This window comes from Desulfobacterales bacterium (genome assembly GCA_034520365.1).
Taxonomy (GTDB): domain Bacteria; phylum Desulfobacterota; class Desulfobacteria; order Desulfobacterales; family Desulfosalsimonadaceae; genus M55B175.
This window is the reverse complement of sequence record JAXHNP010000007.1, coordinates 719,141-733,934: the sequence shown is the minus strand read 5'-3', so window position 1 is coordinate 733,934 and position 14,794 is coordinate 719,141. Positions and strand designations below refer to the sequence as shown.

Genomic DNA, 14,794 nt, shown 5'->3' with positions numbered 1-14,794 from the left:
AGGGGAGGGTTTATATATTTTCTTTAAGTATATCTTGAAAAATATGACAATCTTTGCATCTTTTCTTAAATATCTTTAAAAGCTCTGTATTTTTTTTTGAGGGATTATCATCAAAGTTTACTTCATCAGTCTTTGTTTTTCCCATTTTCTTGCTCACCTTTGAATCTTCTCTTTTTGAATGGCATGAACCCTCAACTTTTCCATCAGCTAAAGTGTTATTTTTTGCTCTCACCCCTGATTGATATCTGATTTCTTTTGATAATGGAATGCCTAATTTTCTCTCAATTTCATTATAAAAGATCTCTTTGATTTCATTGTCAATAAAATTATCCCTCCGACTATTAGGAATTAATTCTGGAGAATCAACATGAATCTCGCCAATCATATAGCTATTAAAACGATTCTCTCTAAAACAGCTATCAAGTAAGTGATTATCACCAATCTGGATATCTCCAACTCTAACTCTGATACCTGATGTTAAGTCTCCTTTTGTAATTGCACCCAAAAGATCCTTCCGCTTTCCATACCATCCATATGCGACTACAGAACCCTTCGCCCTAATCTCGAAAAATTCAACTCCAACAATATAATCGTGTCCCTTAGATGTTAATTTCACCATATCGCTATATGGTTTATAAACTTGATCACCGTTCAAGATAATTTCATGATGACTAAAATTATTTATTTTTGATGATAAAAACTTATCGATATCTTTGGCAAAAGACAACTCATTATAATTGAATGGAACTGGAGCTGTAAAACTTATAAAATCATGAAGCTTTTTGATGTCCATTAAATGATTTCTGAAACTTTGGACTCCTTCTAATTTAACTTCAAAATAGCTAATTCCCTTCCTTTTACCGTTTTCGTGATAAAAATATGTGCAATTATCAAACAATTGCTTCAAAGAAGAAGTCTTTTTCTGAGTTCCAGACACAAAATTTCGAAGAGCATTACAGTCCCATTCCTGTATTGATTCGATGCCTTCCCCTTTGGACTTAGTTCTAAATATTGCACGTTCACAGAAGGCAAGTCCCCCCAAACGACCAATTCCTCGAAAGCCGCGTAACCTTTGTTCTTTTTTTGAACTCAGACCGATAGAGCTTAGAATTTCTTCAGCATGATCTGCCGATATTCCGAAACCTTCATCGTAAATCTTGATTGATTTTTCTTTCGGGTCTAAATCAATATAAATTTTTTTATTTTTAGATTTTGTAGCCCGCAATGCAAAATCAATCGAATCAGCAGCGTTCTGAATATATTCACGATAAATAGACATCGGATTATTATACATGCCTGCTGTTAAAGTTTCCAAGAGATACATCCCAGCTTTAAAAGCAGACTTTTTGCTACTTTTCTGAATCATACAAAATACCTTATTATGATTAATTTTTAAATAATTTCAAATTCTGTTCAGTCTTTTCTTTCGGAAAATAGAGTTGCAATATATTTCGCAACTTTTTATTTTTAATATAAACTGTGGCGGTTTTTAGGCTCTTTATTGTTCTGTTTGTACATAATAAATCTAATAATTCATTTTTTTCATTATTTGTTAATGCTCTGAATTTGTTTAGCCATTCAATTTCTTCGCTTTTTGGTTCGAAGCCTCGGTTCATTAATATACTTTCTGGCATATGCAATATTTCAAGAAATTTTGCTGGACTTTCTCCAAATGCCCTATAAAAAAAAACTTCTGATGTCATAACCGACCCTTTTAAAACATTAAGGATTCTTTGAACTCCACGGATAAACTGATAGTTCCAGTTAGGTTCACTGACATAGCTTCTATCTTTATGAAAAATTGGAATATATTTCATGGGAAATGAATAAATTGCTAAATCGAGTTCTTTATTCAAATCTATATTTATTTTAAGCCGTTGCCATAAATCTTCAGGAGTATCATCGTAGTTATAAAGAATGTAATTAGACAAATGCTGAATCTCATATTTTGCAGCAAGTCTTATTTTCTTTTCATAAATTTCTCTATCGGATATATGGTCAAAAGCAATACGGAGCGGGTGAAGTGCAATTTTAGATAATAATTTTATATGCTTCTCTTTCATTAATCTGGCATCAGTACCCTGATTAAAATCTACATATCTTTGCTTTGAGATTGTTCTACCATTTTTGGTATAGGTGAATTTTGCCCCTTTTTCAAAACCCAGCTCGATTATGTCATTTATTATTTTTTCAAATTTTTTTGAAGCTAATATATTATTGTCAAATAAAACAAGATGTGTTTTTTCACCATATCTCTTGGTTATTTCTTCAACATATGGCTTTATGCCCTGATAATCTATAAATTCTGGCTCAAGTATCGGCACCCCACAAAATTGACATTTTCTTATACATCCCCTAGTGGCATATCCAAAATAACTATCTTTAATTAGAGAATATTCTTGTGTCGACTCATTAAATAATTCGTAATCAGGAATCATATTTTCAACAATAAGTTCATTATCCTCATCTAAAATTCTTGGTTCATTTAAAAGTCCTTTTAAAGGCAATATACCTGTAGCCTTCCAAAGCTCTTTTTTCATAAGACTTGCCAAGATTCCGCCTACAAATATTTTTGATAAATCGTCACCAACTATCTTTTTATAATACAGAATAGTTTCTACCGTTGTTTTCCACTGGAAGGTAAAGAGGCTTGAGACATAAATCCGGTCCCAATATTGGTAATAGGCTTCATCTTTCATTCCCTTATAAAATGTCACCTTATCATCTAATTCTTTGTGATAAGCAGATATCTTCATCAATCCCAGTGGAGGAAATTTTGTGCTGAATCCGGGTTCTACAAGAAGGATATTTCGCGACATTTAATCAGAACTCCTTAATAATTTTTCAACATTTATATCATAGCTTTAAATCGTTGTCTATCCCTTTTTCTCTGAGCCTAAAAGATGATATGAAAAAGAAAATCAATTCAACTTCGATTAATTTTTTATTCAAACTTAAGCTGGACAACTCCATCATTTGATGGAGATTTAACTGCTTAAAAATACATTTAAATTCTGGAAAATCCCGAAAATGTAGTGCCAACAAGTTTACCGAATATGCTTGCAATTAAGAAAAACAATATATAATTTGATTCCAAGTTAGACCAAGCTAACATACTGATTAATGCCTATTAAACCCTCAAAAACCCCAACTTCAAGGCTTAAACCCACTTTTTTAACCCCAAAACAACAAATAATTTCAAAATGCCGAGCGAGATAGCTGCTCATTTCCAGCCACAACGAACGCAATATAGAAATAAAAACCCGTAACTCCGCAATTTCTGAATTCGGGGACACAATACGATTCTGGGTCGGACCAAGATAAACGATTGATATAATAACAATAAAATGCTAAAAAGAGACAAATATAGGCTTTAAATACATTTTTTTAGCACCAAAAACAGTGGTTTAACTTTAAAATCAGAATTCAAACTTATAATGAGAAAGAAGCATCCTTAAGGGCATATTTTTATCGCCCAAAAGGGCATTTTAAGCCCTAAAAACGCTTATTTTTAGAACGTTTTCCAACAAAATACATAATATTAGCTTGGTCCGACCAGAGATCCCACTGATGCCGGATCGAAAATTCACAATTGGCAATTTTTTTCGGTAACGAAATAAAAGCCAATAATGAATGGTGAATTCTCAGTTGGGAATTGTAAATCCGAAAACGGACAAAATAAATGGAAGTAACGTTAAATCCCGTTGAATCTCGAATTCTCGGGGCATTGATCGAAAAACAGATGGCCACGCCGGACTACTATCCGCTGACCTTGAATGCCCTGGTCAATGCCTGCAACCAGAAAAACAACCGGAACCCGGTCTTGAGTCTGGATTCTTCGGAAGTGGAGCTCGCCCTAAATTCGCTCCGGGAGCAGCGCCTGGTCTGGCAGGTCCGGACGCATGGAAGCCGCGCACCGAAATACGAACAAAACCTCAATGATTTCGCCGATTTTTCCAGGCGGCAGCTGGCCCTGATCTGCGAACTGCTGCTGCGCGGCCCCCAGACCCCGGGCGAGTTGCGCACCCGGGCTTCCCGATTGATTGAATTTCAGGGGGTGCGGGCAGTCGAGTATACCTTGACAAAGTTAATGGAACACGAAAAAGGGCCCTTTGTTACCCAATTGCCCCGCCGACCCGGGCACAAGGAAAATCGCTACGCCCACCTGTTCGCCGAAGTCGACGAAGAGACCGAGTCCGCCGCCGAGGCTTCTGTGGCCGCCCCCGACGTCCAGGCCGTTTCCGACGGCGACAACGCTCGCATAGAAGCACTGGAGCAGCAGGTCAGCGAGCTATCCGAACAACTGCGGCAATTGGCCGAGGAATTTCGAGCGTTCAAGGCGGAATTTGAGTAGGATTCAATCCGTTCCCCCCGCCTCCGGCTATCCAGCACCGGCGGTCGTCGGCCGGTTCAAACCTTGACTTGTGATTAAATATCTCCATTAATCAATAATCAAGGTGACCCCATCAGATTGCATGGGTACCGTCTTGACCTCCGGACATCCCGTCGTAATATTTAGATTTTAGTCTTTTTATTTATGAGGCAGGAGGATTCCATGACGGCTAACAACAGACAAGGACCCCCGGATGCCGGGTGGCGATTCGACAACAGCTATGCCCGGCTGCCGGAGGCTTTCTATGCCCGGCTCGACCCGGTGCCTGTGCGCGGGCCGAAACTCGTGGTTTTTAACGCCGAGCTGGCACGGATTCTCGGGTTGAATGCCGATGTCCTGAACAGCGAGGAGGGCGCCGCCATCTTCTCCGGAAATACGCTTCCCAAGGGGGCCGAGCCTCTTGCCCAGGCCTATGCGGGGCATCAGTTCGGCTCTTTCACCATGCTGGGCGACGGGCGCGCGATACTGCTCGGCGAGCAGGTGACACCGGAAGGAGAGCGCTTTGATATCCAGCTCAAAGGGTCCGGCATGACCCCGTTTTCACGAAGGGGGGACGGCCGCGCGGCACTGGGGCCCATGCTTCGGGAGTATATTATCAGCGAGTCCCTCCATGCCTTAGGGGTTCCCACGACCCGCAGCCTTGCGGTTGTTACCACCGGGGAGCCGGTGTACCGGGAAACCGCCCTGAAGGGGGCGATTCTCACCCGAACGGCATTGAGTCACCTTCGCGTGGGCACTTTCGAGTATGCCGCGGCCAGGGGCGACCTTGACAACCTCCGCGCGCTGGCTGATTACACAATCCAGCGGCACTTTCCCCATCTGGCTGCGTATGCGAACCCTTATCTCGCACTGCTTGCCGAGGTTTCGGACCGGCAGGCATCCCTTGTCGCCCGATGGATGCTGATCGGTTTCATCCATGGCGTTATGAATACCGACAATACGTCCCTTTGCGGTGAAACCATTGATTACGGCCCCTGCGCGTTCATGGACGCCTACGACCCGAATACCGTCTTCAGTTCCATCGATTTCCACGGCCGATACGCCTACGGCAGGCAGCCACAGATCGTCCAGTGGAATCTTGCCCGGTTTGCCGAGGCGCTGCTGCCGCTCATTGACGAGGAACCGGAAGCGGCCGCGGCAATGACAAAAGAGAAACTTTCCCGGTTTCCGGAGGCCTTTCGCGACTACTGGCGGGCGGGCATGAGGGCCAAGCTGGGCCTGATGACCACGGAAGCGGATGACGGCGCCCTCGCGGCGGATCTGCTCGATGTGATCAACCGGCACGGCGCGGATTTTACCAACACCTTCCGCGCTCTGGCATCCGATCCCCTGCCGGAAACCGCCATGTTCGAGGCCCGGGATTTCAAGGAATGGCATGAACGCTGGCGGGTCCGGCTCAGCCGTCAGCCCGGTTCGTGGGAGGCATCCCGCAGGCTTATGTACAGCGCCAACCCGGCGGTCATTCCCCGAAACCACCGGGTGGAAGAGGCCCTGGAAGCGGCCGTTCAGCGGGCTGATTTCACGGTTATGGAAAAACTGATGGAGGTGCTGTCCCAGCCCTTTGAGGACCCGCCGGAAGCCGCCGGCTATCACCTGCCGGCACCGCCGTCGGCGCAGCCCTATCAAACCTATTGCGGCACATGAACCGCATGAGGGCGGCAAACTGCCTTTTATTTGCCGTCACAAAACAAGCCCGTATTAAACTTTCGGTAAAAATCAGATTCCGGGGGCACCTTGCTTAATTATTGACAAAGACAAATGAATTTTTAAAGGCGTCACAACGAATAATCACATGAAAATTAATCGTTTTCCGCTGATGAATTTTCAAATGGATTGGCCCCCGGTTTTCGGTGGGATTCAGTTTGATTTAAAGGGAAAAACGGGTTAAAAGGATCTATGCCAACAATTGAATACCATTGCCAGAAATGTGCTCATACCTTTAAGCAGGTTGTCTTAAGGGGAGATGAGGAACAGCCCGCAACGTGCCCGAAGTGCAAGAGCACTGAAGTGAAGCCTTCACATAGAGCGGAGAGCCTCTTTAACGGTATCTCCAATTTCAGTTCTCTGGCCGGGGATACCAACTGAACCCGGTGAGGTCGTGGCAGGGGCTGTCACATTACACTTTATCAGGGGGGCAAAAAGACGAAGGGCAGACCAACCGCAATTCGGGGACACCTTGCTTAATTATTTACAAAGACAAATGAATTTGATTTCTATTTCAATAGAGAGTTTTTACTCAAATTTGCAAAAGACTGTCGCAGGTGGCTGCAGCAACTTTTCAAAGCAAAAAAGCGGTATCGGCTGGCGATTTTAAAATATTCTCTTACATCAAATCACATACATCTTTATCCGCCCTTCCGGTTTTCCTCGAACATTTCCACCGGCATCCGGTGTTCCAATTTCCAGACCATCCGTATGGGGCGTTCGCTCTGGTAGCTTTGGCAGGCTGCAGGGCCAAGGTAGGTGAATGGAACCGTGCAGTTATTTTGCTGCTTATGGCTGCGGGCAAAGATCAAAATCGTGTAACCGCGCTGGGTATGATGGATGAGGTTTTGGCCAGTGTTGGTATTTTGCCGGGTGTTTGACTGGGACTCCCAATGCAGCAGCTCCCGGCTGATCGGAAAATCAGCGTACATGGTGGAGGGTGAAAACTCCTTTTCTGTCTTCTGAAAGGTGATCATGACGCCGTAGGCTTTTATATCCGGAAGATGAACGATGCCGACACCTCTTTGGCCGGCTGTTTCAAGGGAGGCCTGCCCCAGGGCGGCTAAAATGTCTTTGAATCCGTATTGGGCATGAAGCTCCAGTGGGCAGGCAAAAGGCAGATCCGGCCGGATGCCGGCAACCGGTGTTTCAGATTCAGCCCATGTCAGTATTTCCTCCATATCGTCAAGGATGGTGGGGTTTTGTGTGATGAAAAAATTACCCTTGAACCGTGTCAAAATATGAAAAGTTCATTGAGTGCTGTTCATTGAGAGCTTGACAAAAATCTATTTTTCATGCATATAAAGGCTTCAAATTGAGAATGACATTTATTAAAAACTAGACTTTCTCTGAGCAGTGCCGATATTATTTATATAGTTGGGAAGGCCGAATATGGCGGTTTGTTGAGCTTGTCTCACCCAGCAATTACTCGGTCGGGAGAGCCGCATTAAGCGGTTCGTTGGGGTTCATTCCTCACCCGGCTACGACATTTCTTACCCCAAGTTGATTAAACCCAACTTGGGGTTTTTTTTGTTGTCCATGGAGGCACAATGTATCTTTTGTATTTAGATGATTCTGGTTCTATCCCCAACCCAACCGAAGACTATTTTGTATTAGGCGGCATTTGTGTCCCTGAACGGTCTATGAATTGGCTGTCGACGCAATTGGATGATTGCGATAATTCAGGTAGGATTTGACGACAGCCACATCCGCTTCTGCCCATTCCAGGGCCAGTAACCGGTCATGGCCGGTCCATTGAACGGCATGGTGTTCTGCGGGTTCAATGCGGCCCCGGGTTATCCGGCAAACAAAGGGATGAAGCCGGATATGAAGATCCGGATAAGCATGGCTTGAGGGCGGCAGCATGGTTTTGATTTGGATCTCAATGCCCAGTTCCTCCTTGATCTCCCGGATTATACAGTCTTCTGCAGTTTCTCCCGGATTGATTTTTCCGCCGGGAAACTCCCATTTAAACGGCATGGCCATGGCCGGGCCGCGCTGGGCTGCCAGAACCTGGCCGTTATGCTCAATAATTGCGCAGGTGACGTCAATGGGGCCATTGCTATCAGGTGCCTTGCTGTTTTTGCGGTGTTCAGATGTGTTTTCGGGCATATGACAGGCGCCTTGTCAATCCTTTGGGGATACTGTTTTTGGCAGGCGGAGCTTGTGAAAGTGAATCCAATTTTGCAGATTATTCGGCGTTTGTAAAGTCCCTGGCAAACCTTTCCGGTAGAATTTGAATGAAATTTCGGGGAGTATCCCTATTTCAGGACGCAAATTCACTTTTCAGCCGCTCCCTTTCTATGGCAAAATAAACATCAATAAAACAGGAGGTGTTATGCAAAAGGACATGCATTATTTCGGGGTTTATGCCATGGCCAGGGCTGCCGGTATGAAGACAGGTGCGGCAGAAGTGGCTGCCACTGCCAGCCAGTATGTGGATGACGCGATATGGGATAAGGAAGTTTTTTCGGAAGACGGCCGCAGCATCTTGACCGAACTGACCGCGCACAAGCTGTTGAATCTCAAAAACGCCGATCGTGAAGACCAGCGCAAAGTCTGGCTGCCGTTTCACTTTCTGCCGGGCGGTGAAGGGGATAGCCCAACCGGGCGCCTGGCCTGCCGAATGAACAGCCCGACTGCCAAAAAGCTGGTCCGCCATAATACGTCAGTTGCGGCGGAAACCCCCTATGGGCTGCATCTTTTGGGCATCACGGCCCACGTTTACGCGGATACTTTTGCCCATCAGGGGTTTATCGGCGCAAACCACGCATATAACGGCATAGAGACCGGAAGCATCGACGTTGAGGTTTCAAGCGAGGGGATTCTGGATTATATCCAGGATAAAGCCAATGCGTTCTGGAAAGAAATCGTTTCATTCGGGCTGAGCCAGTTATTTCCCCTGGGGCACGCCGCCGCAGCGACGTATCCGGACCGGCCCTACCTGCGCTGGCACTATACCCGCGAAGTGGATGGAAACCGGATTGAACGGGACAATCCAAAGGACTTTCTCAAGGGATGCAAGGCCCTTTATGAAATGTTTGCCGACTATCTGGACAAGGTGCCAGGGCACGGGCAAAGCGGCGCGGCGCGGCAATGGGGCAAAATTCGCGGCACGGTGAAGCGGATTATTGAAGCAGAAGGGACAAAGGATGAGCGCATCCGCACATGGAAAGCGGCCATGCGGGAGAACCGGCTCTTTGGCGGCAGCACACGGGTGCCCGTGTACAAGGGGCCCAAATGGTCGGCAAGCATAGACGATCTGGAGCCCGGCAAAATTCCGAAGGACATGAAAAAACTCCCGGTTTACCGCTTCTACCAGGCGGCCCGGATTCATCGGGCGCATGTGCTGAGCAATCTGCTTCCCGGCAGCGGCATTATTGCGGCATAATTTTGACGGCTTCGTAAAAAGTCCAATATCTGCGTTGCGCTTCATCTTGCAGGCGCTAGGGCACTGAGTTTTTCACACTGTAAACCGGGAGCTGTGCCGCACGCCTTTTTAAAAAATCGCCCTAAATCCTCTTAAATCCCCCTAAATCCCCCTTTTAAAGGGGGATTTAATGGAAATTGCCTTTTTTTAGTAGGTTTTGGCAAAGGGGGACTTAGGGGAAATTGCCTTTTTTTAGTAGCCTTTTCCAAAGTCAAAGGCGTTCAGCGTACGACCAAGTACTCCTCATTCCTCGGAGATTCGCGCGCCTGCTGCCGGTTGTGTCCTTAAAAGACCTGAACGACCGGACGCTGCGACTGCATGGCACCGGTTACATCCGGCGAAGGGTCCGGCTGGAATACGGTAAAGGAGCGGGCGGCCCCAGCAAGTCCGGTCTGATGCTCTGGGCCTCAAACACCTTTGGAACTGTCTGGAACATGGACGACAACGTGTCATAGACGCTCTTCAGTTGTCCGCCGGCATTTTCCGGCGCCTGGGTTTGGATGAAAAAATTCATTGCGAAATCCTCCTTTTTTGTCTTTTATAAGATTTCGACGGCAGCCTTCGGGTCGGGCTAAAATAAGCAACGGAATTATCATATTAAAACATAAACCGGGGGCAAGGCATTAGCAAACATGAGGTCTGCCATGGAATTATTGCCTAAATTGCATTATTCAGAGAGGAAAATCTGATGCATCGAATCTTTCTGCTTACAGCATTATTTTTTATATCCGGCTGCCTCGGTATCCCCGAGGGCATAGAGCCCGTTGACGAGTTTGAAGTCAATCGCTACCTGGGTAAATGGTATGAGATTGCCCGGCTGGATCATTCGTTTGAACGGGGCCTGAGCCGGGTATCTGCTGATTATGCGTTACGCGATGATGGGGGGATCAGGGTTGTCAACAGAGGCTTTTCTGAGAAGGAAAATCAATGGAAGCAGGCGGAAGGCAAAGCCTATTTTGTTCAAAGTCCGGATGCGGGGTATCTGAAGGTTTCTTTTTTTGGCCCATTTTACGGCTCTTATGTAATTTTTGAGCTGGATAAGGAAAAATATCAATATGCTTATGTGTCTGGTCCCAATCGGAACTATTTATGGCTTCTGGCGCGGACGCCTGAAATTGATCAGAAAAGGATTGACCGGTTTATTGAAAGGTCAAGAGAACTGGGCTTTGATGTGGACAATCTAATTTTCGTGGCCCATGAATAGGCGTTTAATTCGTAATTCGGGGGACACCACGTCCACCTTGCCGCCGTACCCAAAGAGAAAGACAGCCTTTGAAGCCCAAAAAGCCAGGACGAAAACCGAAAAAAAATAAATAGGTATGGTGTCCCCGGATTTTAAACCCCGTTATAGCCGCAGATGCGGTCAACATTGTCCGTAATTCGGTCCAGCTCTGCTTCAATCTTTTTGCAAATGCCTGAAAATTCCTCTTCCGTCGCATCTTTCGGGATAAAAACGGGCTCGGCGAAATCGACAACCATTTTGCTGAATGGTTTGGGCAAAATCGTCTTGTCCCAGGCCCTGGGGAAGGTAATCACCCGGGTGCCCGAACACGTCATGGGAATAAACCAGCTACCCGTTTCCCTGGCCAGCACGGCCATGCCTTTTTTCATCTTTCGAGCCGGTCCGCGGGGACCGTCAACCGGCGTACCGCATAAACGCTTCTCACTGAAATCCTTCATATAATCAATCATTGCCTCAAGTGCCTGCCCACCTGCCTTGGATGATGATCCCCTTACCGGTGTATAACCCAAATGCTCAGCAATCCGGGCGGTTAGCTCCCCATCCCGGCTGCGACTAATCATGATTCCCCGGGGACCGAGGGTGCGGAAAAAATAAAACAGAAAGATAGAATGCCGATGCCACGATCCGGCAACCACGTTGCCGGTGCCCGCATCCTTGAAATATTTTTCATAAACCGGTCTGTTGCGTATTTCGACGCGCACGGTACCGAACCACAACCGGGCGAGCGTCACCACTGCATAGGCCGTGAGTTCAAGCTTAAACTTGGTGATCCAGGACGGCTTTCGATTGGACATGAGGCGATTCCAAAATGAATTTTTGATTTCTGTATATCCGAACGGCGCCGGTTATAAAACAAATCGATATTTTTAAATAATTTTACGGATTCTTTCATTTCGTGCTCAAAAGAATTTGATGGTGCCCTGGTATCGATATTTATCTCATTTCACAAGCTTAAATCGGGGATAATCCCGGGATACTTCAGACAATTACCGCCGCTGCACCACTACCACGCCCGCTGCCACTATAATCAGGCCGATAACGTCTGTTGACCGGAGCGTATCGCCGAATGCAACCCATGCCATGATCATGGTTACCGGCGGCCCCAAATAAAAAAGGCTTGCCACACGCGTTGCATCGAGCCGGGAAAGCAGCAGCCACATCAAGGCATAGGCTGCCAGGGAGACGCCGAGAATGAGCCACACCATAGCGCTTATGAAGGTCGGCTCCCAGCGGGTTGCTAAACTTTCAAGACCTATCGCGGGGATCGTTGCCGCCAAAGCTGTCGCCAGACTCTGGTAGAAAAGCGAGAGATCCCCGGGAAGGCGATGGGTGCGGCCGTGCACCTCTATGTACCTTTGGAGCAGACTTGCCGCCGTGATCCCGACCACGGACCCGAACGGAATAAAGTAACCAAAAACGGATCCCGCATCGTTAAGGTTGGTCCGCGCGCCCACGGCAATAATCACCCCGCAGAATCCGACGAACAATCCGAACCAGCGCTTAAGGGGCGTATGTTCCCCCACAACGGGACCGGACAAGGCACCGGTGAGCATCGGCTGGAGAGCCACGACAAGGGCAACAATGCCGGCGGGAACTCCCTGTTGCAGCGAGAAGAGCACGCAACCCAGCCATACGCCATGGGCCAGGAACCCGACAAGTGATGCAATGGCGGCATCGTAAAATCCCGGCCAGCGCAGCCGGCCGCTTAGCGCCAGGTAAATCAGAAGAATGCATGTCAGCGCCCAATAACGCCAAAACAGAAGGGTAAACGGCCCGGTAAACGGCAGACCATATTCCGCACCGATGAATCCCGAATTCCAGAGCAGGACGAAACCGACTGCCAGGCATGCCGTAGAGGAAACCATGATGCAGGTATAAAGGTCCTTCCATCCAAGAATTTTAAATCAGCCGAATCCATTGATGTGCAGGCTGTGGGGGGAGAGCAAAGATTATTGACTTTTTACGAGACTGTCAATCCTGGACGGTTTCAAAGGACTTTACATACACTTCCAAACCTTCCGGATAGCTTTCAGGTTGCTGTACCTGATCAGATTTGAAAAAGTAAGCAATCCCTTTAAAGCTGTATGACGCCTCATCGCCGGCTGACAGGTAACTGATCTTATCTTTCTGCACTTCTCTTTTAACTTGCTGCGTTACAAACCATTCTCCGCCGACCATAACTTCTGAACATGATTTGCATCGCCCCGTGATCACAATGTTCTTTATATCATAAGGGCTTGTATTTTTGACTTTTCCTTTTACGTTAAGGGAGATGGAAGTCTTTTCACTGTCCTGTTCAAGGGAAAATTCCTCCTCCGTAATCTCCAGCGATCCCTGCTTTTCTTTGTTACAGGATGTAAGGCAGCAGGAAATCAACAGGCAAAACAGAATAGCAACAATGGTTCTGGCAGTATGGCGCATGATAAAATTCCTCGCATTTTAAAATGTAAAGATGTAAAATAACGACTTGCTTAGATGGAATTAATTCAGATAATTAACAAAATTTCAATCAAGATGTCAAGTTGTACTTAAACCTTTACGATACGGCTAATCCGCTCACACCATATGCGTATTCCGGCGCGGATTGCCTTTTCAGATCAGAATGCTGCAGGTCATGAACTGCCATCTCAATAAATAAGTGGGGGGCAAACCTCTGCGTGCACCAGACCAAAAGGGGCGGAATGGCCGGATTATGGGGCCGCGTTTTATACCGGGCGTTGGGCGCCTGGGCGATAGCATAGACAGGAAATTTATATGGACTATTCAAACATCCTTAACGAATTGAACAAGGCTTCATTATTTGATCTATATCGTTTGAAAGTTGCGATCAATCAGCAGCTTGAAAACCCTCAGCGTTTGTCTGAAATAAAAAAAAGATTAAAGCCCGGCCAAAATATCAGTTATTTCGATGAAGAAGAAAACAGGCTTATTGACGCAAAAGTATTAAAAATCATGAGGACCCGGTTGCTGGTTCAAAACATTCATGACCAGAAAAAATGGAACATACCGCTTTATTATGTCAATCTTGATGAAGTAAACACCGATATATCCGACCAATCGCAAGAAGGGCTTAGCAAAAGCCAATTAAAGGTTGGGGACCTGGTTGGTTTCCGGGACAGAGTCAATGATGATGTGAACGGAAAAATCATTCGATTAAATCAAAAAACAGCTACAATCATTACAAGCACAAACACCAAATGGCGGGTTCCTTACGAACTTTTGCATTTTATTTATGATATCGAACAAGTGGGGCCATACTTAATTGAAGATTAACCGTTTGAGGAAAAATTTTAATCCGATAAGCAGTTAATGCACAACCAGCCAGTCAACCGGATGAAAAACACCCGCCGACGGTGATCGGCGGGCTTCTGAATAACAGCCCTATGATAAATTAACGGAAGAATAATGACGCATCGAATCTTTTTGCTTACAGCATTATTTTTTATGTCCGGCTGCCTCGGTATCCCCGAGGGCATAGAGCCCATTGACGAATTTGAAGTCAATCGCTACCTGGGTAAATGGTATGAGATTGCCCGGCTGGATCATTCGTTTGAACGGGGCCTGAGCCGGGTATCTGCTGATTATGCCTTACGCGATGATGGGGGGATCAGGGTTGTCAACAGAGGTTTTTCTGAAAAGAAAAATCAATGGAAGCAGGCGGAAGGCAACGCCTACTTTGTTCAGAGTCCGGATGCGGGGTATCTGAAGGTTTCTTTTTTTGGCCCGTTTTACGGCTCTTATGTAATTTTTGAGCTGGATAAAGAAAAATATCAATATGCCTATGTGTCTGGTCCCAACCGGAATTATTTATGGCTTCTGGCGCGGACGCCTGAAATTGATCAGGAAAAGATTGACCGGTTTATTGAAAGGTCAAGGGAACTGGGCTTTGATGTGGACAATCTGATTTTCGTGGCGCATGAATAGCCGGAGAAATATCAAATTTTAAAAGATGATTGAGGGCGGCAATTCATCCCCATGGTTAAAATATCAATAATAAAATCCCGAAAAACAGAGCCAATGCGCC

Annotated in this window: 14 protein-coding genes; 6 read left to right on the top strand and 8 right to left on the bottom strand. The window is 46.2% G+C overall.

The window, feature by feature from the left end:
• Nucleotides 1-10: 10 nt before the first annotated feature.
• The gene (locus U5L07_17440) at nucleotides 11-1,366 is read right to left on the bottom strand and encodes an ATP-binding protein (protein ID MDZ7833532.1); all 1,356 of its coding nucleotides are present in this window, start codon (nucleotides 1,364-1,366) and stop codon (nucleotides 11-13) included.
• Between the two features lie 19 nt (nucleotides 1,367-1,385).
• On the bottom strand, nucleotides 1,386-2,819 hold the full coding sequence (locus tag U5L07_17435; protein MDZ7833531.1) for a hypothetical protein: 1,434 nt from the start codon (nucleotides 2,817-2,819) through the stop codon (nucleotides 1,386-1,388).
• Between the two features lie 863 nt (nucleotides 2,820-3,682).
• On the opposite strand from U5L07_17435, the gene U5L07_17430 reads away from it, so the two are divergent.
• Together U5L07_17430 and U5L07_17425 are read left to right on the top strand one after the other, a co-directional pair.
• Entirely contained in the window at nucleotides 3,683-4,354 is a 672-nt protein-coding gene (locus U5L07_17430; GenBank protein MDZ7833530.1) for a YceH family protein, read from the top strand.
• Nucleotides 4,355-4,555: 201 nt separating this feature from the next.
• The gene (locus U5L07_17425; protein MDZ7833529.1) at nucleotides 4,556-6,037 is read left to right on the top strand and encodes a YdiU family protein; all 1,482 of its coding nucleotides are present in this window, start codon (nucleotides 4,556-4,558) and stop codon (nucleotides 6,035-6,037) included.
• A 701-nt stretch (nucleotides 6,038-6,738) separates the two neighbouring features.
• On the opposite strand, the gene U5L07_17420 is transcribed toward U5L07_17425, so the two are convergent.
• Nucleotides 6,739-7,335: a DUF3427 domain-containing protein gene (locus U5L07_17420; protein ID MDZ7833528.1), complete on the bottom strand. Its 597-nt coding sequence runs from the start codon at nucleotides 7,333-7,335 to the stop codon at nucleotides 6,739-6,741.
• 403 nt (nucleotides 7,336-7,738) lie between these two features.
• The gene (locus tag U5L07_17415; protein MDZ7833527.1) at nucleotides 7,739-8,209 is read right to left on the bottom strand and encodes a (deoxy)nucleoside triphosphate pyrophosphohydrolase; all 471 of its coding nucleotides are present in this window, start codon (nucleotides 8,207-8,209) and stop codon (nucleotides 7,739-7,741) included.
• Nucleotides 8,210-8,435: 226 nt separating this feature from the next.
• Between U5L07_17415 and U5L07_17410 the strand changes: the two genes are divergently transcribed.
• Nucleotides 8,436-9,488 (top strand): DUF6765 family protein, encoded by a 1,053-nt coding sequence (locus tag U5L07_17410; protein ID MDZ7833526.1) that lies wholly within the window; start codon nucleotides 8,436-8,438, stop codon nucleotides 9,486-9,488.
• A gap of 367 nt (nucleotides 9,489-9,855) precedes the next feature.
• Here U5L07_17410 and U5L07_17405 read toward each other — a convergent pair whose 3' ends face one another.
• Entirely contained in the window at nucleotides 9,856-10,041 is a 186-nt protein-coding gene (locus U5L07_17405) for a hypothetical protein (protein MDZ7833525.1), read from the bottom strand.
• Nucleotides 10,042-10,215: 174 nt separating this feature from the next.
• On the opposite strand from U5L07_17405, the gene U5L07_17400 reads away from it, so the two are divergent.
• Nucleotides 10,216-10,731, top strand: a complete 516-nt coding sequence (locus tag U5L07_17400) for a lipocalin family protein (protein MDZ7833524.1) — start codon at nucleotides 10,216-10,218, stop codon at nucleotides 10,729-10,731.
• Nucleotides 10,732-10,862: 131 nt separating this feature from the next.
• On the opposite strand, the gene U5L07_17395 is transcribed toward U5L07_17400, so the two are convergent.
• From U5L07_17395 to U5L07_17385, 3 genes are all read right to left on the bottom strand, one after another.
• Nucleotides 10,863-11,564: a lysophospholipid acyltransferase family protein gene (locus tag U5L07_17395; protein MDZ7833523.1), complete on the bottom strand. Its 702-nt coding sequence runs from the start codon at nucleotides 11,562-11,564 to the stop codon at nucleotides 10,863-10,865.
• Nucleotides 11,565-11,756: 192 nt separating this feature from the next.
• The gene (locus U5L07_17390; protein MDZ7833522.1) at nucleotides 11,757-12,635 is read right to left on the bottom strand and encodes a DMT family transporter; all 879 of its coding nucleotides are present in this window, start codon (nucleotides 12,633-12,635) and stop codon (nucleotides 11,757-11,759) included.
• A 106-nt stretch (nucleotides 12,636-12,741) separates the two neighbouring features.
• Nucleotides 12,742-13,191: a hypothetical protein gene (locus U5L07_17385; GenBank protein MDZ7833521.1), complete on the bottom strand. Its 450-nt coding sequence runs from the start codon at nucleotides 13,189-13,191 to the stop codon at nucleotides 12,742-12,744.
• A 333-nt stretch (nucleotides 13,192-13,524) separates the two neighbouring features.
• On the opposite strand from U5L07_17385, the gene U5L07_17380 reads away from it, so the two are divergent.
• On the top strand, nucleotides 13,525-14,043 hold the full coding sequence (locus U5L07_17380; protein MDZ7833520.1) for a hypothetical protein: 519 nt from the start codon (nucleotides 13,525-13,527) through the stop codon (nucleotides 14,041-14,043).
• A gap of 132 nt (nucleotides 14,044-14,175) precedes the next feature.
• Complete coding sequence (locus U5L07_17375) at nucleotides 14,176-14,694, top strand: lipocalin family protein (protein MDZ7833519.1); 519 nt, start codon at nucleotides 14,176-14,178, stop codon at nucleotides 14,692-14,694.
• The last annotated feature ends 100 nt before the right edge of the window (nucleotides 14,695-14,794 follow it).